At 46.5% G+C, this 23,550-nt stretch carries 6 protein-coding genes and 1 pseudogene; 5 read left to right on the forward strand and 2 right to left on the reverse strand.

The window, feature by feature from the left end:
* Positions 1-127 precede the first annotated feature (127 nt).
* The 5 genes and pseudogenes from QZW82_RS19290 to QZW82_RS19310 all read left to right on the forward strand — a co-directional run.
* Positions 128-577, forward strand: a pseudogene (locus QZW82_RS19290) (HNH endonuclease); the annotation flags it as partial.
* A 99-nt stretch (positions 578-676) separates the two neighbouring features.
* Positions 677-1,033: a hypothetical protein gene (locus tag QZW82_RS19295; protein WP_293151278.1), complete on the forward strand. Its 357-nt coding sequence runs from the start codon at positions 677-679 to the stop codon at positions 1,031-1,033.
* A 298-nt stretch (positions 1,034-1,331) separates the two neighbouring features.
* A complete protein-coding gene (gene ligA, locus QZW82_RS19300) occupies positions 1,332-3,581 on the forward strand; it encodes an NAD-dependent DNA ligase LigA (RefSeq protein WP_293151281.1) in 2,250 nt (749 codons plus the stop codon).
* Between the two features lie 423 nt (positions 3,582-4,004).
* On the forward strand, positions 4,005-4,427 hold the full coding sequence (locus QZW82_RS19305; protein ID WP_293151285.1) for a hypothetical protein: 423 nt from the start codon (positions 4,005-4,007) through the stop codon (positions 4,425-4,427).
* Positions 4,428-4,613: 186 nt separating this feature from the next.
* Entirely contained in the window at positions 4,614-4,808 is a 195-nt protein-coding gene (locus QZW82_RS19310) for a hypothetical protein (protein ID WP_293151288.1), read from the forward strand.
* Here QZW82_RS19310 and QZW82_RS19315 read toward each other — a convergent pair.
* Both QZW82_RS19315 and QZW82_RS19320 read right to left on the reverse strand, forming a co-directional pair.
* The gene (locus QZW82_RS19315) at positions 4,789-13,395 is read right to left on the reverse strand and encodes a CHAT domain-containing protein (protein ID WP_293151291.1); all 8,607 of its coding nucleotides are present in this window, start codon (positions 13,393-13,395) and stop codon (positions 4,789-4,791) included. The genes QZW82_RS19310 and QZW82_RS19315 overlap by 20 nt on opposite strands.
* A 570-nt stretch (positions 13,396-13,965) precedes the next feature.
* Positions 13,966-23,379: a CHAT domain-containing protein gene (locus QZW82_RS19320; protein WP_293151294.1), complete on the reverse strand. Its 9,414-nt coding sequence runs from the start codon at positions 23,377-23,379 to the stop codon at positions 13,966-13,968.
* Positions 23,380-23,550: the final 171 nt, after the last annotated feature.

Here is a 23,550-nt window from a genome sequence, read left to right on the forward strand (position 1 = left end):
CGCAAGACTCTTTGTTATTCTAAATGTGAGGAAATGCTCAAGCATTCTATTAAATTATTAATACATTACTTGAAGTTTGACGATATTCCCATTCCTGGAGCATTCATACCTTGATTCAGCAACGCCGGCGTTGTTCTCTGGACTGAAAGAAACGGGGCTGACTGTTTTAACTGGTTCGGGTGGATTGACTAAGTTCAATAGAGTACGGTTTAATTTACCTAAAACTCATTGGCTTGATGCTGCTTGTGTCGGTCAAGTTGAATCGCTCGAAGTATTAACAAATAAACCACTGCTAATCAAAGCAACTGGATACGGAACTCGTCAAATGTGTCGCACAGACAGGTTTGGCTTTCCATCTCGATACGTTCCTCAAAACAAGTTTGTTAAAGGCTTTCAAACTGGTGACATTGTAAAATCAGTCGTTACCAGTGGCAAGAAAATAGGTGAATATGTTGGTCGGGTTGCGGTTAGAACGACGGGTTCGTTCAATATCTCAGCATCAGAATTGGTGCAAGGGATTAGCCATAAATACTGCAAAATAGTTCACAGAAAAGATGGCTACAGTTACGCATTTTAAGACTGACGGGGACTGAAGTCCCCCTTATAGCTTCCCTAAGAAGGGCTAAAGCCGCGCTCGTTTCCCCTATCCCGTATTAATTTTTATGAGTCAGCAGAATTGCGGGCTGTCAAACCGGGGAGATTTCAGATTCTGGAAGTAGACAATGAGATTTCGATTAAAGCTTTTGTTCTGGAAAATGGTTTGGCTTTTAAAACCGGGCGCGGGTTTTATGAATTTACCAAAACAGAAACTATCCAAGGTAAGAAAGAAATTGTGCTGATGGAGCGTTCGACAGGGGATTTGTTTGAAGGAGAAGCGGCGCGAGAAATGTTGGGTTTGCCAATGGGTGAGACAGTTCGCATCAAGCCGAGCAATCTAGAAAAGTATGCGGTTTTTGTGCAAAGTACCTCGGCTAATCGCAAGCTGATGGGGGGGACTCGTTTCCTTTATGAAGTTGAAGATTGGGATCGTTAATCGATTTTAAATGTCCTAACTACAACCGCAGAGTAGGGCAGATCATGCTAAGATTTTTATGGTTTGTGTTTGTAGCTTTCCTCAAAAAGATGAGGTATGACTGATAGTTTAATATAACTACTAAATTAGGGGGGCTAAAGCCCAACTACGTACCTGACTTTTGGAGAATTGCTTAAATTAGGGGGGCTAAAGCCCAACTACGTACCTGACTTTTGGAGAATTGCTTAAATTAGGGGGGCTAAAGCCCAACTACGTGCCGGATCTTTTGCGGTTAGACAATATACGCTTTTAAATTAATATGCAACCAGAAATTCAGCAGCGAGTTAAACAATTGAGGCAGCAGCTACAGGAAGCTAGCTATGCTTATTATGTTCTTGATGCGCCGATTATGGCTGATGAGGTGTACGATCGCCTTTACCGACAGTTGCAAGAGTTAGAATCAGATTATCCTGAATTGATTGTTGCGGAAAGTCCGACTCAGCGCGTGGGAGAAAAGCCGGCTTCTCAATTTTTTAGCGTGAAGCACAATATTCCTCTCTACAGTTTGGAAAATGCTTTTAATTTTGAGGAATTGACCAAATGGCAGGAACGCTGGCAGCGAATTGCACCCCCCCTAACCCCCCCTTATCAAGGGGGGGGACAAGAGGGAAATGCACCTCCCCTAAACCCCCCTTATCAACAGGGAAATGCACCCCCCCTAACCCCCCCTTATCAAGGGGGGGGACAAGATGGAATTGCACCTCCTCTTAGCAACGACTCTAACCAGGAAATTACTCCCCCCCTTGCTAAGGGGGGGCTGGGGGGGGTTTCCTACGAGGAAATTACTCCCCCCCTTAGCAAGGGGGGGCTGGGGGGGGTTTCCTATGTTTGCGAGTTAAAAATTGACGGTTCTGCTTTAGCATTAACCTATGAAAATGGGATTTTGATTCGCGGTGCAACGCGGGGTGATGGGATTGCGGGAGAGGATATCACTCAAAATGTTAAGACGATTCGATCGATTCCTCTCAAACTTAATTTAGATAATCCGCCGCCGGTGGTGGAAGTGCGGGGTGAGGCTTTTTTGTCTTTGGCTGTGTTTGAGGAAATTAATCGGGAACGAGAAAAATCGGGGGAACAATTGTTTGCTAATCCTCGCAATGCTGCGGCGGGTACGCTGCGACAGTTGGATTCTAAGATTGTAGATAAGCGACGGTTGGATTTCTTTGCTTATACTCTACATTTAGATGAGGGTAATGAGGAAAAGACGCAAGGGGAATCTTTGGAATTGTTGCGAAGGATGGGGTTTAAGGTGAATCCCAATCGGAAAATTTGCTCTTCGTTGGATGAGGTGCGGGAGTATTACGAATATTGGGATACTGAACGGCGAAATTTACCTTACATGACTGATGGGGTTGTTGTTAAGATTAATTCGATCGCACTGCAACGACAGTTGGGTTTTACTCAGAGGTTTCCGCGTTGGGCGATCGCCCTTAAGTATCCGGCCGCCGAAGTCCCTACAATTGTAGAAGCAATAACTGTACAAGTCGGGAGAACGGGAGCTCTGACTCCCGTAGCGGAACTCAAACCGGTGCAGTTGGCTGGAACGACGGTTTCGCGGGCTTCTCTCCACAATAGCGATCGACTTTCCGATCTCAATCTCCACATCGGCGATACTGTAATTGTCAGAAAAGCTGGGGAAATTATACCAGAAGTTGTCCGAGTTTTAGCAGAACTTCGTCCCGAAAATGCTCAACTTTTTCAAATGCCTAGCTGCTGTCCCGAATGCACGCAGCCTGTGGTTCGCGAAAAAGGGGAGGCCGTGACTCGCTGCATCAACACGTCTTGTCCGGCGATTTTGAGGGGTTCCCTGATTCATTTTTGCAGCCGGGATGCTCTGGATATTAACGGTGTTGGGGAAAAGTTGGTGCAGCAGATGGTGGATAGCAATCTGGTGCAGTCGGCGGCGGATTTGTTTGATTTGACTGCTGAGAGATTGATGGGTTTGGAACGGATGGGTAAAAAGTTAGCAGAAAAGTTGGTAAGTGCGATCGCGCGATCGAAAAATCAACCTTATGCGCGGGTACTTTACGGCTTGGGCATCCGCCACGTCGGCAGTGTCAACGCTCAATTGCTGACTGAAAGGTTTGCCAATGTGGAAGAGTTAGCAGCGGCATCGGCGGCATCGATTGAGGGAGTTTACGGCATCGGCCCGGAAATTGCACAAGCCGTTAATCAATGGTTTCGAGTTCCGGCAAATCAAAGTTTAATTGCACGGTTGCAAACTGCGGGATTGCAATTGCATTCAGAAGTAAAAAGTCAAAACTTAGCAGACCAAAATTTACAACTTGCAGGTAAAACTTTTGTACTTACGGGAACTTTGCCGACTCTCAAACGAGATGAAGCTAAAGATTTGATTGTCAAAGCAGGAGGAAAAGTCACAGGTTCTGTAAGTGCTAAAACCGATTATGTGGTTGTGGGTGAAGATGCGGGTTCCAAATTAGAAAAAGCCCAATCTTTGGGAATCGAACTACTTTCCGAAGCTGAGTTATTGGAACTTTTGGCAACTTGAAAATTTGTGATTTTTAGTAAGGTGTATCCCATTAGCAAGGTTCGTAGTGAGGACTTCAGTCCTCTGAATTTATGAGGACTGAAGTCCTCAGCAAGGTTCGTAGTGAGGACTTCAGTCCTCTGATTTTATGAGGACTGAAGTCCTCACTACGAACCTGTTTAGTGTTTGATCTTCGGGCTTCAGTCCTCTGATTTTGAGAAGGACTGAAGTCCTCACTACGAACCTGCCGATCGCAAATTGTGCAATACCTCAAAAGGCATAGAAATTGCGCTCGCCATTCGTCAATATACATACTTCCCCAGCCTGGGCGCCCGAATCGGTTGTCGGCACAGGCTAGTTTTGCTAAAATTTGATAGAGTTGGCATTTGCGATCGCGCGTAACTGCCAACCGAACAAAGTTCCAGCAATCAGAGGAGATACGTAATGTCGGAAATCCCAGAACAAACACAAACAAATTTATCGGCTCCAGAAACAACTTCCGAAAGCTCTATTTCTTGGACGGAAAATGTAAAAAGTAGCGTGGGAAACATCCTGAGCAGTTGGAAGTTGAAAGCAGGATTGGGAGTGGCTGTACTGTTGGGAGTTTTAGTGTTGTCGTTTTTCTGGCAGCACATGATTGCAGTTGTAGGTATGAATAGTTGGGCGAGTCGATCGGGCGCTAGAGCGATCGAATGTATGGTAAGAGATACTAATGATGACCAGTATGTAAGTTGCAGCGCTCTCCTCGACCAGCAAATTGTCCCTCTTGAATGCAGTTCTAGTTTGTTAAATATCGGTTGTCGTGTCAATTATGGAACTGCGGCACCTAATTTGAAACAGCTTGGGCCTAGAGCTGCTTTGAGATAATTTTTGATGAGCTTTGCCGAAAAATATGATGCTGATGCCAAGCATAAATGGTGCGTCAGAATTAGATTGGGGGTGATTTAAAATTTACCTTTCCTGACGCACCCTACTCTGTCAACTCTCAACTGGCATACCGTTTCTGTATCGGAATGATTTAACCGCAGAGGGCACAGAGGACACAGAGAGGGAATGCAGAGATTAATAATTCCTATGCAACCGGATTTGATATCAACTGTCAACTGTCAACTGTCAACTGTCAACTGTCAACTGTCAACTGTCAACTGTCAACTGTCAACTGTCAACTGTCAACTGTCAACTGTCAACTGTCAACTGTCAACTGTCAACTGTCAACTGTCAACTCTTCTTACCACGGATTTCCGATGAGGGTGAAACTGCTCCAGTAGTAAGGATGAGAAAAATCGTTGGTTTGTAGTTTGATGTTATTTGGTAAATTTAATTTGCCCGCTGTTGTTACTAATTGCCGATTTTCAATCCGAACTTGACGAGCAATCATCGCCTGTTGAGTAAGTTGCAGAGTTTCTGCCTTGGTTTTGCCTCCTCGAAGCTGCTGGTAAAATTCGCTCATCAGTCCCAAAGTGCCTCCGTCATCAACATACCACAAACTCCCTAGGGCAGATTTGGCGCCGGATTTGACCGCTAAACCTCCAAAACCTAACTCTGCTTCGCGATCGCCCAAAGCAGTTCTACAAGCACTCAACACTAACAAGTCTACCTGCGGATTGCGCCAATTTAAACTCTCCATGTCACTGAGCTGCAATTTGTAATTCCAGAGTTGAATGTAAGAATTGCTCGCTTGTCCCGAGATGAAGTTAGCATGGGTTGCTAGGTGAACAATCCGAAATCCTTTGTTGGCGTGTTGCGATTGGAGATTGTTAATAGTGAAACTCGAATTGAGGAAAGATGGCCCTTGCCACTGGGTAGAAATTGTTTCTAATTCTAGAGGCACGCTGGGCAAGGGATTTTTGTCAACAAATTCTGACCGTCCCATTGCTAGCACTGTGGCGTCTCTAACGGTTTTAAATTCGCGATTAGTCAAGCTAAAACTCGGAATTAGGCTGAAACTGTATTTTTGAATCAAGAAGCCTTTACCGTCGTGCAAAGCGGCAAAGGGTAAACTCCGCAATCCGGGATCGACTGATAGCAACAAAGTCTCAATTCCTAAGTTTTGCAAGTCTTTTTCTAGAGGTGCGATCGCCCATTGATACAGTTTTTGGGCCGAGGGAAGATAACTGATAGTGCCGACTTTTCCGAGATTGGTGACTTGTTCGCGGAACTCCTTAACAATTGGTTCGAGAGCTTCACGGTTGGCTTCGGGAACGCTGTAGTGAATCGGCTGCCCTACAGGAGGAACTAAAATTAATTCCAGTCGATCGACTCGCGAGATTATATAGATAATACCAGACCGCTTGCGAGTTTCCTGTTCGATATTTCTCAATGTTTGTTGGAATTGCGCCATCATCACTTTTTGGTTGGGAAGGTTGGCTTTGACGCCTAGGTATTCTCCAAACTCTTGATTCCTAATTTGTTCGATTCCCCAGACTGCTTTTTCGATGTCGTTACCTTCAAAAAGTCGATCGGGAGGCGGAAAGTATCCCAGCACTAAATTAGCACTACGGTTGACTTCTGGCGGTGTTTCGCGGCGGGGAGCTACTGGCGATTGGTTGGGCGGTAGCTGACTGGTGATGCTTGAATCGAGCGTTAAAATTTGACCCGCAGCAGGGCCCGGAGTGTCTAACGGTGGCATTTTGCGACGATTTGGATCTTCTGGATCGTCGGGGGTTGAGGCGATAGGTGCGGGCGTGGGAGTTGCACTTGGAGTCGGAGTTGCACTTGGAGTTGGGGTTGCACTTGGAGTCGGAGTTGGGGTTGCGCTCGGAGTGGGAGTTGCACTTGGAGTGGGAGTTGCGCTCGGAGTTGGGGTTGCGCTCGGAGTGGGAGTTGCACTTGGAGTGGGAGTTGCGCTCGGAGTTGGGGTTGCGCTCGGAGTCGGAGTTGCACTTGGAGTTGGGGTTACGCTCGGAGTTGGGGTTACGCTCGGAGTGGGAGTTGCGCTTGGAGTCGGAGTTGCACTTGGAGTGGGAGTTGCACTTGGAGTGGGAGTTTCGCTTGCGCTTGGAGTGGGAGTTGCACTTGGAGTGGGAGTTTCGCTTGCGCTTGGAGTGGGAGTTGCGCTTGGAGTTTCGCTTGCGCTTGGAGTGGGAGTTACGCTTGGAGTGGGAGTTGCGCTTGGAGTGGGAGTTGCACTTGGAGTCGGGGTTACGCTCGGAGTTGGGGTTACGCTCGGAGTGGGAGTTGCGCTTGGAGTCGGAGTTGCACTCGGAGTGGGAGTTGCGCTCGGAGTGGGAGTTTCGCTCGGAGTCGGAGTTGGAGTTGGAGTTGGAGTTGGATCGATCCCATCATCAGTAGGAAATGCAATATTAGGCAAACCACTAGCTGTACGAGGAAACGACTGCGATGTAATGCTAGATTGCCCAGTTGTAATTGCAGCCGCCGTACCATTTATAGTTGCATTTCCCACGACAAACGGTTGAATCACTCCCCCTCCATCTCCTCCAGTGTGGGCAATTGAAATATTTCCTCCACCGGTGCCACCAGCAGTGGAAATACTAGCAAATCCTGTCGGCGAAAAAGTTGTTGGGAAAGAACCTGTAGCCCGGAAAAAATTTCCGGCGACGGCTTTAACATTGCCACCGGTGCCGTTAGTACCGCCTTGGGCATTGATAAAACTGACTTGAATATCGCCGATCGGATCTAAGAGCACATTTCCAGCATTTCCGGCTGTACCGCTGGAGTTAATTTGTCCTGCTGTAATTGAAGTTGTCGCATCAACAGTGATATTCCCGCCCGTACTTCCCGATGTATTCAAATTACCTGCTGTGAAAACGTTACCGCTTTTGAATAGAATTTCTCCGCCATTAGTAGTAATGTTTTTAACGGTGATATCGCCGCTGGAAGTAATATCGACTTTGCCTGCGGTTACATCTCCCAATAAGTTGACTGTTTTCGTGTTTTGTGCTGTCACTTGTGCTGCATTAATTGTCGAATTGGCTGTAACATCGCCAGCATTTTTAATCAGAAGATTTCCTAATTTGCTGGTTGCACCCACCGATCCATTGAAAGTGATGCTGCCGCTACCGGAGTCGAGAGTTAGATTCCGGGCGGCATCTATACTGTCGATCGCACCGGACAACGCAATCTTCCCCCCAGCCGTGCTCAATATCGCATCTTTCGTCAGCCCCAGAGCACCACTAATATTGATATTGCCGTTATTCGTGGCAACATTGCCACCCAATTTAGTATTTAAGGCAGTCACATTCAAACCCGTCAGTGGCGTGGTTTTGCCGATATCTCCTTGCAGCAGCACGTTGCCACCCTTAGCATTGATGTTCAAGCGCCGAGATCCATCGATCGCACCTGCGACACTAACATTACCTGCGTCACTAGCGAGACTGACATCACTGCCGAGTTGGACTTTGCCGTTAAGAGCAATACTGCTGTTGTCTTTGCCGGTAATATTGGCGTTAAGTGCGATCGTACCGGTTCCCGTTTGAATCGTGACTGGAGCGTTAAAAGTGCGATCGCTAGGAACAGTAATATTGCCGGTGCCATCGGAGCCGATCGCGATCGAGCTAAATCCCTTTTGAATCAAACCAAGTTCCGATGCCGTTAAATCTAAAGCCGGAGTAGTGTTGTCGGTGCCACCAACCACAATATTTTGTCCTGCCTTTGTCGGTTGCAAAGTTAGCGCACCCGTACCAGAAACTTGCCCAGCAAAATTAATTTCACCTGCTTTTAAATTCAGCGAGTTACTTCCTGCTGCTAGAGTCGAACCGAAAGCAATAGTTGCATCTCCCGGTGTCAAACTTACAGGAGCTTTTAGTGTCACCGGCCCGTTAAAACTGATATCATCATTAGTTGTAGCGATATTGCCACTAACCGCAACAGTTCCCGCCCCTTTTTGACTGAATGCACCGTCTAAATTCAGGTTTTTCTCGATATTGAGATTAACCTTATTAGTAATTGTCAGCGTGCCGTCATTGTTCGTTGTGACAGTTCCTTTGAGATTAACGTTGTCAGCCGCAATACCGAGATTGCCAGCTACATCAACACTCTTGTTAAATATAATATCGCTGCCTGCGAGAGTCGGATTTTTGGCGATTGTCACTGCATCGTTATAGGTTTGAGTGCCGGTTGTCGTGACTGAGCCATTGAGTGTAGTTGCGCCACCAGCAGTCAAACTTGCTGCATTGACGGTTTTATTAATCGTGAGAGCATCGTTATAGGTTTGAGTGCCGGTTGTCTTGACATCGCCATTGAGTGTGGTTGTGCCACTAGCAGTCAAACTTGCTGCATTGACGGTTTTATTAAATGCAGTTGTTCCTGTAGAGTTAACTGTTAATTGACCGATCGCCTTTGAACTCCCAACTGCACCATTGAATGCAATATCGCCGGCACTCGCATTGACAGTCAAATCGCTGCCTATGTTATTGGAGTCCACAGTATTATTGAAAGTAATGCCTTTACCTGAGAGAGTCGGATTGGTGGCAATCGTGACTGCATCGTTATAGGTTTGAGCGCCGGTTGTCGTGACATTGCCATTGAGTGTAGTTGTGCCGCCCGCATCTGTCGTCAAAGTCGCGGCATTAACTTTATTAAATGTAGTTTTTCCTGTAGAGTTAACTGTTAAATTTGCGATCGCACTAGAATCCCCAAATGCCTTAGCGAAAGTAACATCACCAGAACCTCCATTGACAGTCAAATCGCTGCCGCTGTTACTGGGGTTAACAGTATTGTTGAAAGTAATGCCGTTGCCTGTCAGAATCGGATTTGTGTTGGTAATTGTCACTGCATCGTTATAGATTTGAGTGCCGGTTGTCTTGACATCGCCACCTAAAAATATCTTGCTGTTGGCAGTTAAATTTGTCAGCGGAGTTACAGCACCAACTGCTTCCTTGAATGTAATATTGCCCGTGCCAGCCGTTAAACTCAGATTTTTAGTTCCCGTCAGTGCACCGTTGACTGTGCTGTTAAACAGAATATTCCCTGCACCTGCACCTGTGTTGGCAGAAGCATTATCTTGGACGAGTACAGGACTTTGGAAAGTGATATCTTGACCGATGGTAGCAACGCTTGCATTGAGTGTTGTCTTGCCATTAAAAACGATCGAGGCATTATCTTTGCCGGTGAGTGGTTGATTGATCGCGATCGCACCGCCGGGAGATTGAACATTGACCGGATCTAGGAAACTGTGAGCGTTGTCAAAGGTAATTGTACCAGTGCCGTCTGTTCTGCCGATCGCGATCGACTTAAATCCATTTTGCAGAGCATCTTGAAACTGCTTTCCCACATAAATAGTATTCGGATCGACAGGATTAGCTAATCCATCTATGAATCGAATATTACCGTTTGCATCGAACGGTTGCAGAGAAAAAGTACCCGTACCTTTAACAACCCCTTGAAAGTTAACTTCTCTCCCAATCAAAGCAATATTTCCCGTACCAGCATTTATATTATTTACGTCAACGTTATTAAAAGCTTTGAGAGTGATATCTGCGCCCGTACCCGCAGAACTCGTATCAAGCGAACCCAATGCCGTTGTAATATTACCCTTATTGCTCGTAAGCGCGATCGCCCCTCCGGGATTCTTCGTAGTAATATTGGCCGTAGCAATATCGCCAGTTGTCGTGATACTTATAGCGCCAGTGCTGGTAATCTTGGCTTCTGGATTTACCCCAAGTGCAGCCAAGGGAGTAGTGCCACCAACAGGCTCATTAAAATTGATAGTACCAGTTCCAGCAGTAATATTTAATTTATTGTTGCCGTCAACAGTGCCGCCAAAGGTAATATCCCCACCGCTGAGGTTTTTAGTTTTGAGAGTGACATCATTACCGAGGGAAACTTTGCCGCCAAACGAGATACTCTGGTCTTGAGTAGTAATGTTTTTATTTAGTTGTGTTGCTCCGTCCAGCTTCAATGTAGCGCCACCTGTGGTCGTAATTGGGCCGTTGACGGCGATCGCGCCTCCGCTTGGAGATTGAATTGTGACAGGCAATTTAAAAGTAATATCAGCGGGAATGGCGATCGTCCCCGTCCCGTCAGCCCGTCCAATAACCATTTTGGAAAAGCCGATTAATGCGTCAAGTTCAGTCTGCCGGATCTGCAAAACCTTAGGATCGTCGGCATCGGCGCCACCAACAGTAATACTTAAAGTCGGCGTCAGAGGTTGCAACCAAATTTTACCAGTACCGTTGATTTTAGTCGGGGGTGACAGTTGAATTCGATCGCCAGTCAAAGTAACATTTCCGTTCGTTTTTACCGTAGGACTATCGATAGAAATACCGTAGTTCTCAGTTCCTACCCCCGCACCTGTCCCAGTCATGGTGATATTTCCGCCGGTGCCTGTGGATTCCACCTGCCCTTGCATCAGAATGCCGGTGTTGTTATCGTTGTTATCCCCGCTTCCCTTACCTGTTCCAGTAAACGTGATATCCCCACTATTCGATAGAACTTTAGCAGGAAAAAAAACGAATATCCCTAGATTCTTTTTATTCCCCTGCCCGTCACCATTTAGAGTCACTTTCCCGGTGCCTGTGGATTCCACCGTCCCTTGAATCACAATGCCCGTGTTGTTATCCCCGCTTCCCTTACCTGTTCCATTCAGGGTGATATCTCCATTATTCGATCGAACTTGAGACGGAAAAAAATCAATAAATATCCCTTGATTATTATTCCCATTCCCATTACCGCCAACACCGTTTAGAGTCACTTTCCCGGTGCCTGTGGATTCCACCTGCCCTAACCGTGTAATATCAATGCCGATGTTGTTATCCCCGCTTCCCTTACCTGTTCCAGTCAGGGTGATATCTCCATTCACCGATAAGACTTTGCTGCTATCAATAGATATCCCTCCAGTGCTACCTATCCCATTACCACCCGTACCCGTCATACTGACTTTTCCTGTCCCTGTTGATTCCACCTTGATATTCAATAACTTGATGCCATTATTACCAGATCCGCTGCCAGTACCAGTGAAAGTAATATCACCATTTGCCGAAGTTATCTTAGAGCTGCCACTCAAAGATATCCCCTCACTATTGAGACTATTACCGCTAGTCCCGTTGAGGGTAATTTTTCCTGTTGCAGTTGTTGTTAACGTCCCAGTAAGTATCTGAATACCACTGTTTTTGGCTGTGGTTCCTGCACTACCATTGAGGTCAATATTTCCAGCACCGGCATTAATGTTGCCATTACTATTAATATCGATTCCAGAGCCCTTAGTAACATTGCCGCGACCAATACCTATAAAATTGCCATCATTTGTATTAATCGTTGCATTGCTAATGGTGAGACTGCCACCATTGATATTGTCGGCATCAGCATTCAGAGTAACGTTACCTGCTTTAGTTGTAATATTAGCGTTGACATTAATGTTGTTATTAGCCAAAGCAGTCAATCCAACTCCCGAAGTAGTTATATTGACCGGAGCATCAAAAGTAATATCATTGGTAGCTTGCAAAATCACATTAGTTGCAGCACTATTAATCAGAGCAGCATCAATCGTATTTCCCCCAATGTCAGGATCGGCAAATTGATCCACCTGAGTTAGTGCAGTAAAAGTTCCCGCGACATTTTGAATCGTAATATTTGTGGGATCGAGCAACAATACTCCTGGATTGCCGTTAGCAGCCAGAGTATTAACATTGCCTCGAAAGTCTAAAAATTGCTTTCCCGACACTTCCACAAACCCGCCATTCCCCGACAACAAACCACCTCGGGCAGTAATATTCCCATTAAAGCGAGTAGTTTCATCAGCCCAAACAATCACTCGCCCGCCATTACCGTTGCTAATCCCATCCGCATTAATTGTCGAATCTGCGCTGACAAACGTCCGCACAGCATTCGGCACATTTCCCAAACCCTGAAAATCTCCGCCAATCAGTACATTCCCGCCGCCGTTAATACCCGAAGCATCGATTTTTCCGCCAATAACTCCGGCCCGATCGCCCAATATGCTAACATTACCGCCAGTATTGCCCGAGACGTTGATATTACCGCTGGCGATCGCAGTTCCCGCAGTTACAGGTACAGCCACATTCCCCGTCAAAACGACTTCACCATTGGAATTAACCGCTAAATTCGTTGCTTGTTCCTGACTTTTTCCAGTCAGCAACTGCGGCAAAGATAACACCGGCTGCGTCCAATTATTCGGCAAGGAACTTTGGCTAGCTGTCGGCTGAATTTCCAGACTCAGCAAATTTCCGGTTTGAGCGATCCGTACCAAATTTTGACCGGGTACGGCCATCACGGTAATATTGCCAGACGGCGCCGTTAGCTGACCTGTATTGACAACTGTACCCCCCGTCAAACTTAAACTTTGACCGGGCGCCACCGTCAAATTTCCTGCATTTACAATGCTTCCTGCTTGCGGACTGGTAAATGCGAAACTGTTCGGATTCCCGATTAAAGCTGCCCAGTTGTTATTGGCGATCGCGCTAAACCACTGATTGTTGTCAAAACCGATACCTGTCGCCGCCGTGGCGTTAAAAGAACCCGGTACGTTGAGACTGGCATTTTGTCCGAAAATTATCCCCGACGGATTCATCAAAAACAGGTTGGAATTGCCACCTGTCACTTGAATTAAGCCGTTGATTACAGAAGGATTTCCCCCGTTAATTCGTCCTAAGATATTTTGAATGTTGGGATTGGTTAAAAAGTTTGCCGTTTGACCTTCACTGAGACCAAACTGAGTAAAACTGTGAAATAGGTTGGCTCTATCTCCGCTAAATGACCCCCCGGAAATGTCGTAGCGATCGCCATTCGGTGTCACGACTGTATTCGTACCGTCTGGTGCGGGTGTAATGGGTTGCGCGGAAGCTGAGCCTGCTGCTGCTGCCACCAGCCAGCCAACTATCAAGAACCATCCGAGTAAAGGTAGTTTGTTGGCTGCCATTGTGGTTAAAGATGTGTTCTAAAAGTGGGATATCTTTATCTATCCCTATTCTTACTCGTCAAAATTCCTCACGTCAATAGCAGCGCCCTATTTTTGCTTGGATAATGAGGAAGATATGCTAAAAAAACATGGATCGAGGCACGTTGTTGCACTTGGGCGCTCTTTACCACATTATATCAAATCCGCTCTTCATCAGAATGATTTATCTCTCTATTCTCTCCCTCTGTGTCCTCTGTGTCCTCTGCGGTTAAATCATTCCGGTATAGCCGAATTTGATATAGCCTTTCTCAGAAATATGAGGTATGACTGACAGCTTATATAACCACTAAATCAAGAGGGCTTAAGCCCAACAACGTACCTCACTTTTTTGAGAACCGATATAAATTATGCACCAAAGATCCAACGTACAAAAAATCTGTATTTATCAAAAAGTATCAAATGTGAATTCATACTTTTGTTCTGCGACTTCCTATCAAATAGGCAAAGAGCGCTGAAGCGCAACTACGTGCCTAAACAATTACCTCCATAAGAGTGTCAGTTAGGTAAGTTCAGAATTTGGCATATGGTAGCTTACCAAGGACTGCCGATGAGGGTAAAACTGCTCCAGAAGTAAGGATGAGAAAAATCTTGGTTTCTTTGTTTGATATTAGCTGGTAAATTCAACTTCCCTCCTGTTGTCACTAACTGTTGGTTTTTAATTCCAACTTGACGAGCAATCATCGCTTGTTGAGCAAGTTGCAGAGTTTCTGCCTTGGTTGTGCCTCCTCGAAGCTGGTAGTAAAATTCGCTCATCAGTCCCAAAGTGCCTCCATCGTCAACATACCACAAACTCCCTAGGGCAGATGCAGCGCCGGATTTGACCGCTAAACCTCCAAAACCTAACTCTGATTCGCGATCGCCCAAAGCAGTTGTACAAGCACTCAATACTAACAAGTCTACCTGCGGGTTGCGCCAATTTAAACTTCCCATATCATTGAGTCGCAATTTAGAATTCCAGAGTTGAATGTAGGAATTACTCGCTTTTCCTGGTTGGAATTCCGCATGGGTTGCTAGGTGAACGATCCGAAATTCTCCCTTGGCGTGTTCCGAGTTGAGTGTATCTAAGGTGAAAGCTGAATTGAGGAAAAATCGCTCCTGCAACTGACCAGAAATCATCTGCAATTCTAGGGGCACGCTGGGTAATGGCTTTTTGTCCACAAATTCCGATCGTCCCATTGCTAGCACTCTGGTGCTATTAACCGATTTGTAATTAGTGTTAGTGGCACTAAAACTCGGAATTAGGCTGAAATTGTATTTTTGAACCAAGAAGCCTTTACCGTCGTGCAAAGCGGCAAATGGTACACTCCGCAATCCCGGATCTACTGACAGCAATAAAGTCTTAATTCCTAACCTTTCTAAGTCTTTTTCTAGGGGTGCGATCGCCCATTTATACAGTTGCTGGGCGGAGGGTAGATAACTGGTAGTATTGCGTTTGGCGGGAGTGGTGATTTCATCCCGCAACTCTTTGACAACCGGGAAAAGAGCTGCTCTGTTGGCTTCCGGAACGCTGTAGTGAATCGATCGCCCTACGGGAGGAATTAAAATTAGTTCCAGTCGATCGACTCGCGAGACTATGTAGATAATACCAGACCGCTTGCCGGTTTGCTGTTCGATATTTCTTAATGTTTCTTGGAATGTCGAAACCAAGAGTTTTTCGTCTGGGATGTTGCTTTTTATCCCCAGGTATGATTCAAATTCTTGATTCCTCAGTCCTTCGACTCCCCAGACTATTTTCTGGATGTCGTTAGTTTCAAAAAGTCGATCGGGAGACGAGACATATCCCAGCGCTAAACGAGAATTAGAGTTGGCTGCTGGCGCTGATTCGTTGCTGCTTTGTGTTGGCTGTGATTCGCCCGAGGGCAAGTTACTGATGATACTAGAATCAAGTCTTAAAATGCGATCGTTAACAACACCGGAACTGTTTAGGCGTGGAATACTCCGGGGCTGCAAGTCTTCTGTTTCGGGGGTTGAGGGTGTAGCTGCCGGTGTGGGTGTAGCTGCGGGTGCGGACGATGCTGATGCTGCTGTTCCTACTGTGCTGCCGCGTGCGATCGACAATGGGTTAGAATCGATCGCAGGTACTGCTGCTTCTGTTGTTGTCGTCGAAACTGTCGATCGATTTGTCGGCGGAACTACTTGGGTTGTTGTCGAAACTGTCGAGCGATTTGTCGGCGCAATTCCTTCGGTTGTCGGCGAAACTGTCGAGCGATTTGTCGGCGGAACTACTTCGGTTGTTGTCGAAACTGTCGATCGATTTGTCGGCGCAATTCCTTCGGTTGTCGTCGAAACTGTCGATCGATTTGTCGGCGCAATTCCTTCGGTTGTCGGCGAAACTGTCGAGCGATTTGTCGGCGCAATTCCTTCGGTTGTCGTCGAAACTGTCGAGCGATTTGTCGGCGCAATTCCTTCGGTTGTCGTCGAAACTGTCGAGCGATTTGTCGGCGGAATGATGTCAGTTATGGGCAACGAAATTGTTGACCGATTTGTCGGCGGAATAAGACCCTCGATCTGCCCATTTGTCGGCGGAATATTTTCCGAGATTAGCCCATTTGTCGGCGGAATGATACCAGTGTTCGGCCCATTTGTCGGCGGAATGATACCAGTGTTCGGCCCATTTGTCGGCGGAATGATACCAGTGTTCGGCCCATTTGTCGGCGGAATGATACCAGTGTTCGGCCCATTTGTCGGTGGAATGATACCAGTGTTCGGCCCATTTGTCGGTGGAATGATACCAGTGTTCGGCCCATTTGTCGGTGGAATGATACCAGTGTTCGGCCCATTTGTCGGCGGAATGATGCCCGTGTTTGGCTCATTTGTCGGCGGAATGATACCCGGGTTCGGCTCATTTGTCGGCGGAATGATACCCGGGTTCGGCTCATTTGTCGGCGGGATTGGCTGCCGATTTGTTGGCGCTGGATCTTTGCCGTCGTCAGTCAACAACACAATATTACCCACAATACTAGAACGCGGAAACGACTGCGATGTAATTCTAGATTGTCCAGTTGTAATTGCACCCGCCGTACCGTTAATAGTAGTATCTCCCACGACAAACGGTTGAATCGGCGGCCCTTGATCTCCACCAGCGTGCACAATTGTAATTTTGCCACCACCGGCGCCACCGGCAGTAGAAATACTAGCAAATCCTGTCGGCGAAAGTGAGGTGGAAAAACCACCTGTAGCGCGGAAAAAATTCCCCGTCGAAATAAAGACATCGCCACCAGTGCCACCTGTACCGCCTTGGGCATTAATTGACTCTACTTGCAGATCGCCGATCGGATCTAAGAACACATTACCACCATTTCCGGGTGTACCGAAGGAGGTAATTTTTCCCGCCGTAATTGAATTTAAAGCTTTAACGGTAATGTTCCCGCCAGTATTTCCCGCTGTATTCAAATCTCTAGCATTCACTTTTCCGGTAGGGCTCAACAGCTCGATTGTCCCTCCATTTGCCCCGTTTGAAGCAGTGACATTTCCCAACAAATTGATATTTCCGGTGCTATTTACTTGCAAGCTTTGGGCGTTAATCTTCGAGTTTGCTGTCACATCCGCAGCATTGGCTGTCAGATTTCCTAGGGCTGTGGTTGCGCCCACCGATCCATTGAAAGTGATGCTGCCGCTACCTGCTGCGAGATTTAGATTCCGGGCGCCATCTATACTGTCGATCGCACCTCCAAAGCCAATATTCCCCCCAGCCGTCTTCAATACAGCATCTTTCGTCAACCCGAGAGTACCGTTAATATTGATATTGCCGTTATTCGTGGTAACGTTGCCACCCAATTTAGTATTTAAGGCAGTAACATTCAAACCTGTCAGTGGTGTTGTGTTTCCGATATTTCCTTGCAGCAGCACATTGCCTTTAGTAGCATTGATGTTCAAGCGCCGAGATCCATCGATCGCACCTGCAACACTAACATTACCGGCGGCACTGCTGAGAGCGATATCATTGCCGAGTTTGACATTATTGCCGTTAAGAGCAATACTGCTGTTGTCTTTGCCGGTAATATTGGCGTTAAGGGCGATCGTACCACTGCCCGCTTGAATCGTGACTGGAGCATTAAAAGTGAGATCGTTAGGAATAGTAATATTGCCAGTGCCATCGAATCGCCCGATCGCGATCGAGCTAAATCCCTTTTGAATCAAATTAATTTCCGATGCCGTCAAATCTAAAGCGGGAGTAGTGTTGTCGGTGCCACCAACCACAATATTTTGTCCTGCCTTTGTCGGTTGCAACGCTAGCGATGCCGTACCAGAAACCTTATCGGAAAAATTTATTTCACTTGCTGTTAAATTCAGCGAGTTACTTCCTGCTGCTAAAGTCGAACCGAAAGCAATAGTTGCATCTCCCGGTGTCAAACTTACAGGAGCTTTTAGTGTCACCGGGCCTTGAAAACTGATGTTATCATTAGTTGTGGTGACATTGTCGCTAAGCGCAACACTTCCCGGCCCTTTTTGACTGAATGCACCGTCTAAATTCAGGTTTTTCTCAATATTGAGATTAACCTTATTGGTAATTGTGAGCGTGCCGTCATTGTTGGTTGTGACAATTCCTTTGAGATTAACATTGTCAGCAGCAATACCGAGATTGCCAGCTACCTCAACAGTCTTGTTGAAAGTAACGTCGCTGCCTGCGAGAATCTGATTGTTGGCAATTGTCACTGCATCTGCATAAGTTTGAGCGCCAGTTGTCGTGACGCTGCCACCTAAAGATGTTTTGCTGTTGGCAGTTAAACTTGTCAGAGGAGTTGTTTTGCCGATCGCACTTGTGAAGGTAACATTACCGCTAGCCGCCTTCACCGTCAAATCGCCACCACCGTCAACAGTATTGTTAAAAGTTAATTCGCTGCCAGACAGAATCGGATTGTTGGCAATCGTAACTGCATCGTTATAGGTTTGAGTGCCGGTTGTAGTGACATTTCCCTTCACTTGAGTTATACCACCCGCATCTGTAGTCAAACTCGCCGCCTTGACTGTTTGATTAAATGCAGTTATTCCTTGAGAGTTAGCTTTCAGATTGCCGATCGCACTTGCAGCCCCAACTGCACCGCTGAATGTAATATTGCCACTACCCGAATTCACAGTCAAATCGCTACTACCGTCAACACTATTATTGAAAGTCACAGCGCTACCTGACAGAATCGGATTGTTGGCAACTGTGACAGCATCTCCATAGGTTTGAGCGCCAGTTGTAATGACATTCCCCTTGAGTATAGTTGCACCAACCGCATTGGTAGTGATGCTAGCAGAACTGACAGTATTAAATGTGGTTATACCTGTAGAGTTAGCAGTCAGATTGCCGATCGCACTTAGAGTCCCAACTGCACCGCTAAATGTAATATTACCGCTACCCCCATTCACAGTCAAATTGCTGCTACCGTTCACAGTATCCTTGAAAGTAACGCCGGTGCCTGCGAGAATTGGATTGTTGGCAATTGTGACAGCATCTCCATAGGTTTGAGCGCCGGTGGTAGTCACATTGCCATTTAATTCAGTTTTGCCGCCAGCATTGGTAGTGAAACTGGTAGCAGTGACAGCATTAAATGTAGCCGTACCACCACTGTTGACAATAATATTTCCTAAGGGTGCGGTATTACCTATAGCACCTTTCACCGCAATATTTACCGTACCTGTTTCTAAAGTGAGATTGCCACTGCCATCAATATTATCATTCAACAGAATCTTGCCACTTGCTGAATTTCCATTGCTGATTAAGACGCTATCTCCGACTGAGACATTACCCTTAATTGTGATATCTTGAGCTGCGGTGGTAATATTTCCATTCAGGTTATTAGTAGTAGCGTTGAGAGTAACTGAAGCATCATCAGTTCCCGAAATTGCTTGACCTTTATTTACAACAATTGTGCCTTGAGTATTAAAAGTCACAGGATCTTTGAAAACAGCAGGCAAATTGTCTACCGTGATATTGCCTGTTGTAGAATTAGTTCCGATCGCAATTCCACTAAATCCATTAGCCAAGGACGATAAAAATTGTTTTCCTAAATCGATCGCCTTCGGATCGTCAGCAAGTGCATCCTGGAAGCGAATTCCGACATTGGGCGAAGACGGCGCAATTGACAAAGTACCCTTACCCTGTACGGAATCTGGGCCTCCCGAAAAGCTCATGTCATTACCGCTAATGCTAATATTTCCCGTACCGGGCAATCCCCTAGCATCAATGATATTGATCCGAACTAGATTGGGTGTGGCGATCGCGATATCGCCACCCGCACCGTTCGTAGAACTAGAGTTCCAAACTACTCCGGGATCTGCTAAAATGTTGCCTGTTTTGCCCGTGAGGGTGATTTTTCCACCATAGCCAGCGGTAGAACTAGAGTTAAGATTACCAGGACTAATATTGTTGGCACTCAGTGCAATCGGGCCGCCAATTCCGGTAGTAGAACTGGTATCGATCGCCCCTGTGGAACTCCTCGTAATATTACCATTGTTGCTCGTAAGCGCGATCGCCCGTCCGGGATTCGTAATATTGCCTGTAGTAATATCGCCAGTAGTGGTAATCGCGATCGGGTTTGATTTAGAATTGGTAACATTCAGAGAATTAACTATTGTCAGGGAACCCAAAGGCACAGTCCCCCCAATTGCTTCGCTGAGATTGATAATACCTGTTCCCGAAGTCAAAGTTAGCTTCCCATCACCGTCAACAGTTCCCCCAAAATTAATATCGCCTGCCTTCGTTAACCCAGTATCGAGAGTGACATTAGAACCCTGAACGAGAGACACTTTACCACCAAACGTAATATTCTGTTCGTTGGTGACAACATTTGCATTTAAGTTAGTAGTGGGAGCATCAAAACTAATTGAAGCATTATTTATCCCTTTAATGTTGCCATTGACTGCAATTGTGCCGCTAGTTTGGGGAGAGCGAAATGTGACCGGAAAATCAAAACTAACAGCACTGGGGTCAGCAATTGCGATCGTCCCACTGCCGTCCGCCCGCCCGACAATCATTTGGGAAAATCCCTTGAAAGCTGCGAGTTCAGTAGTGCTGAGATTCAAATCAGTAGAATTACCAGCAGTGCCAACAGTAATACCTAAACTTGGAGTCAGGGGTTGCAACAGAATCGTACCTTTCCCACTGACTTGAGACGTGGGTGAAACCGTAATTGCATCACTGGTCAAAGTAACATCATTACCGGTTCCCGCCGTCAGGTTAATGTTGCTATTATTCAGGTTAATTTCATTAGTACCGCTTGGCCCATTACCAGTCAGAGCAACATTTCCCACCGTCGATTTGAGCGAGCTCTTATTCAGAAAAATTGCCGCCGAACCGATTGCTGCCTTACCATTCAGATCGATACTTGCCTTCGTCGATTCTACTGCTGAATTACCCTCAACAATAATGCCATAATTTGTTTTATTGATACCAGTCCCCGCACCTGTGCCAGTCATGGCGATATTTCCACTCGCCGATCGCACGTTAGAATTAGCAACAGATATCCCGCTGTTATTGTCTGTGCCCGCACCAGCCGTACCGTTGAAAGAAATACTTCCGCTTCCAGTTGATTCAACTAACGATCCATTTAGAAGTGGTACCTCTGACGACGGCAGGTTTTCCATGCGAATACCCTGGTTACCGCTTCCAGTGCCACCACCTGTCCCTGCGAAACTGATGTTTCCATTGTTTGATAGCACTTTGCTGGCGTTAATCAATATCCCGAGATTGTTGTTTGTGCCCGCACCGCCGGTACCGCTGAAAGAAATACTGCCGCTTCCAGTTGATTGCACTAAGGCCGCGTTGTCGATCGCAATACCGTAATTACTGCTGCCACTGCTGCCACCTTTTCCAATAAGACTGATATCTCCATTGAGCGATTTAACGCTGCTATTTGTCTCAATAGATATCCCTCTATTGCTGCCATTAATCCCATTGCCACCCGTACCCGTCAGGCCGACTTTTCCCGTTCCCGTTGATTCCACCACGGCATTACCCAACATCTGAATTCCGTATCCAGATCCGCTGCCGTTACCAGTCAGTGTAATCTCACCATTGAATGAACTTATCGTAGGCCCGCGCAAAACTATCCCGGAACTATTGAGGCTACCACCGCTAGTGCCGCTAAGGGTAATCTTTCCCGTTCCAGTAGTTGCTAAAGTAGCTGTTGTAGCAGGTGTAACGGTTCCGCCAGATACTTGAATGCCGACGTTGCCTGACGAATTTACTGCACTACTACCAGTGAGATCAATATTTCCACCACCAGCATTAATTGTACCACCATTAATATTAATCCCATTTCCATTGACAGTATTCCCGCGGCCAATACCGGTAAAATTGCCACCATTTGTATTAATCGTCGCATTGGTAATGGTGAGACTACCACCGGTGAAATTATCGGCATCTGCATTGACGGTGATATTGCCTCCCTGAGTTGTGATATTGTTGTTAACAAATATGCTATTACTGGCATTCAGAGTCAGGGAATTTTTATTGGCCCAAGCAATCGGAGCGCTAACTGTAATATCCCCTGCACTCGCACCAAGAGATGTAGTAGAAATAGTGACATTACCTAAACCCAATTGCGTTTGCAGCGTCCCGTTATTAATTGTAGCCGTAGGCGCAGCGATACCGGGAGCAAACACTCCTCCCCCGAATGCACCGCCTGCATCCGCACCTGTGCTAATAGTAATATTAGTAGGATCTAACAATAAGGTTCCGGCACTGCCCACAGTCGATCGCAAATCCACCAACCCAGCGAAATCCAGCGATTGTTTTCCCGATACCTCCACAAACCCGCCATTCCCAGAAAACAAGCCACCTCGCGCAGTAATATTCCCATTAAAACGAGTAGTTTCATCAGCCCAAACAATCACTCGCCCGCCATTACCGTTGCTAATCGCATCCACATTAATTGTCGAATCTGCACTCACAAACGTCCGCACAGCATTCGGCACAGTCCCCAAACCCTGAAAATCTCCGCCAATCAGTACATTCCCGCCGCCGTTAATACCCGAAGCATCGATGTTAGCCGCGATCGCGCCTACGCGATCGCCTAAAATGTTAACATTACCGCCAGTATTGCCAGAGACGTTGATACTGCCGCTGGCGATCGCAGTTCCCGCAGTTACAGGCACAGCCACATTCCCCGCCAGCACAACATCCCCATTCGCATTTACCGTCAAATTCGTTGCTTGTTCCTGCCCTTTACCCGTCAGTAACTCCGGCAAAGATAACACCGGCTGCGTCCAATTATTCGGCAGCGAACCCCCAGTTGCTGTTGGTTGAACATCCAAACTCAATAAATTTCCCGCTTGAGAAATCCGCACCAAATTTTGACCGGGTACAGCCGCAATCAGAATGTTACCTCCGGGCGCCGTTAACTGACCTGTATTGACAACTGTACCCCCCGTCAAACTTAAACTTTGACCGGGCGCCACGGTCAAATTTCCTGCATTTACAATGCTTCCTGCTTGCGGACTGGTAAATGCGAGACTGTTCGGATTCCCGATTAAAGTTGCCCAGTTGTTATTGGCGATCGCACTAAACCACTGATTGTTCCCAAAACCGATACCTGTCGCCGCCGTGGCGTTAAAAGAACCCGGTACGTTGAGACTGGCATTTTGTCCGAAAATTATCCCCGACGGATTCATCAAAAACAGGTTGGAATTGCCACCTGTCACTTGAATTAAGCCGTTGATTACAGAAGGATTTCCTCCGTTAATTCTTCCTAAGATATTTTGAATGTTGGGATTGCTTAAAAAGTTTGCCGTTTGACCGGAACTGAGACCAAACTGAGTAAAACTGTGAAACAGGTTAGCCTTGTCACCGCCCAATGACCCCCCGGAAATGTCGTAGCGATTGCCGTTGGGTGTCACGACTGTGTTCGTGCCGTCTGGTGCGGGGGTGATGGGTTGCGCGGAAGCCGAGCCGGCCGCTGCATTGAGGCAGCCAACTATGAATAACCATGCGAGCAAATGTAGTTTGTTGGCTGCCATTGTGGTTAAAGATTTGTGCTAAAAGTGCGATCGTATTTATCTTTCCCTATTCTGACTCATGAAGGTTCCTCCTGTCAATAGGATTGATACTATTTCCCCTCAGAAAAATATAGTAAATCCGCAGGAAATCTATCTATTTAATCACCATAAATAATTGTTTTAAAGCTGGAA

Source organism: Microcoleus sp. bin48.metabat.b7b8b9.023 (assembly GCF_013299185.1).
In the GTDB taxonomy this organism is placed as follows: domain Bacteria; phylum Cyanobacteriota; class Cyanobacteriia; order Cyanobacteriales; family Microcoleaceae; genus Microcoleus.

Bases quoted from the DNA above. Each gene is read 5' to 3' on its own strand.
- ligA (WP_293151281.1), top strand. From the start codon at position 1,332: ATGCAACCAGAAATTCAGCAGCGAGTTAAACAATTGAGGCAGCAGCTA.
- QZW82_RS19305 (WP_293151285.1), top strand. From the start codon at position 4,005: ATGTCGGAAATCCCAGAACAAACACAAACAAATTTATCGGCTCCAGAA.
- QZW82_RS19310 (WP_293151288.1), top strand. From the start codon at position 4,614: ATGCAGAGATTAATAATTCCTATGCAACCGGATTTGATATCAACTGTC.
- QZW82_RS19315 (WP_293151291.1), bottom strand. From the start codon at position 13,395: ATGGCAGCCAACAAACTACCTTTACTCGGATGGTTCTTGATAGTTGGC.
- QZW82_RS19320 (WP_293151294.1), bottom strand. From the start codon at position 23,379: ATGGCAGCCAACAAACTACATTTGCTCGCATGGTTATTCATAGTTGGC.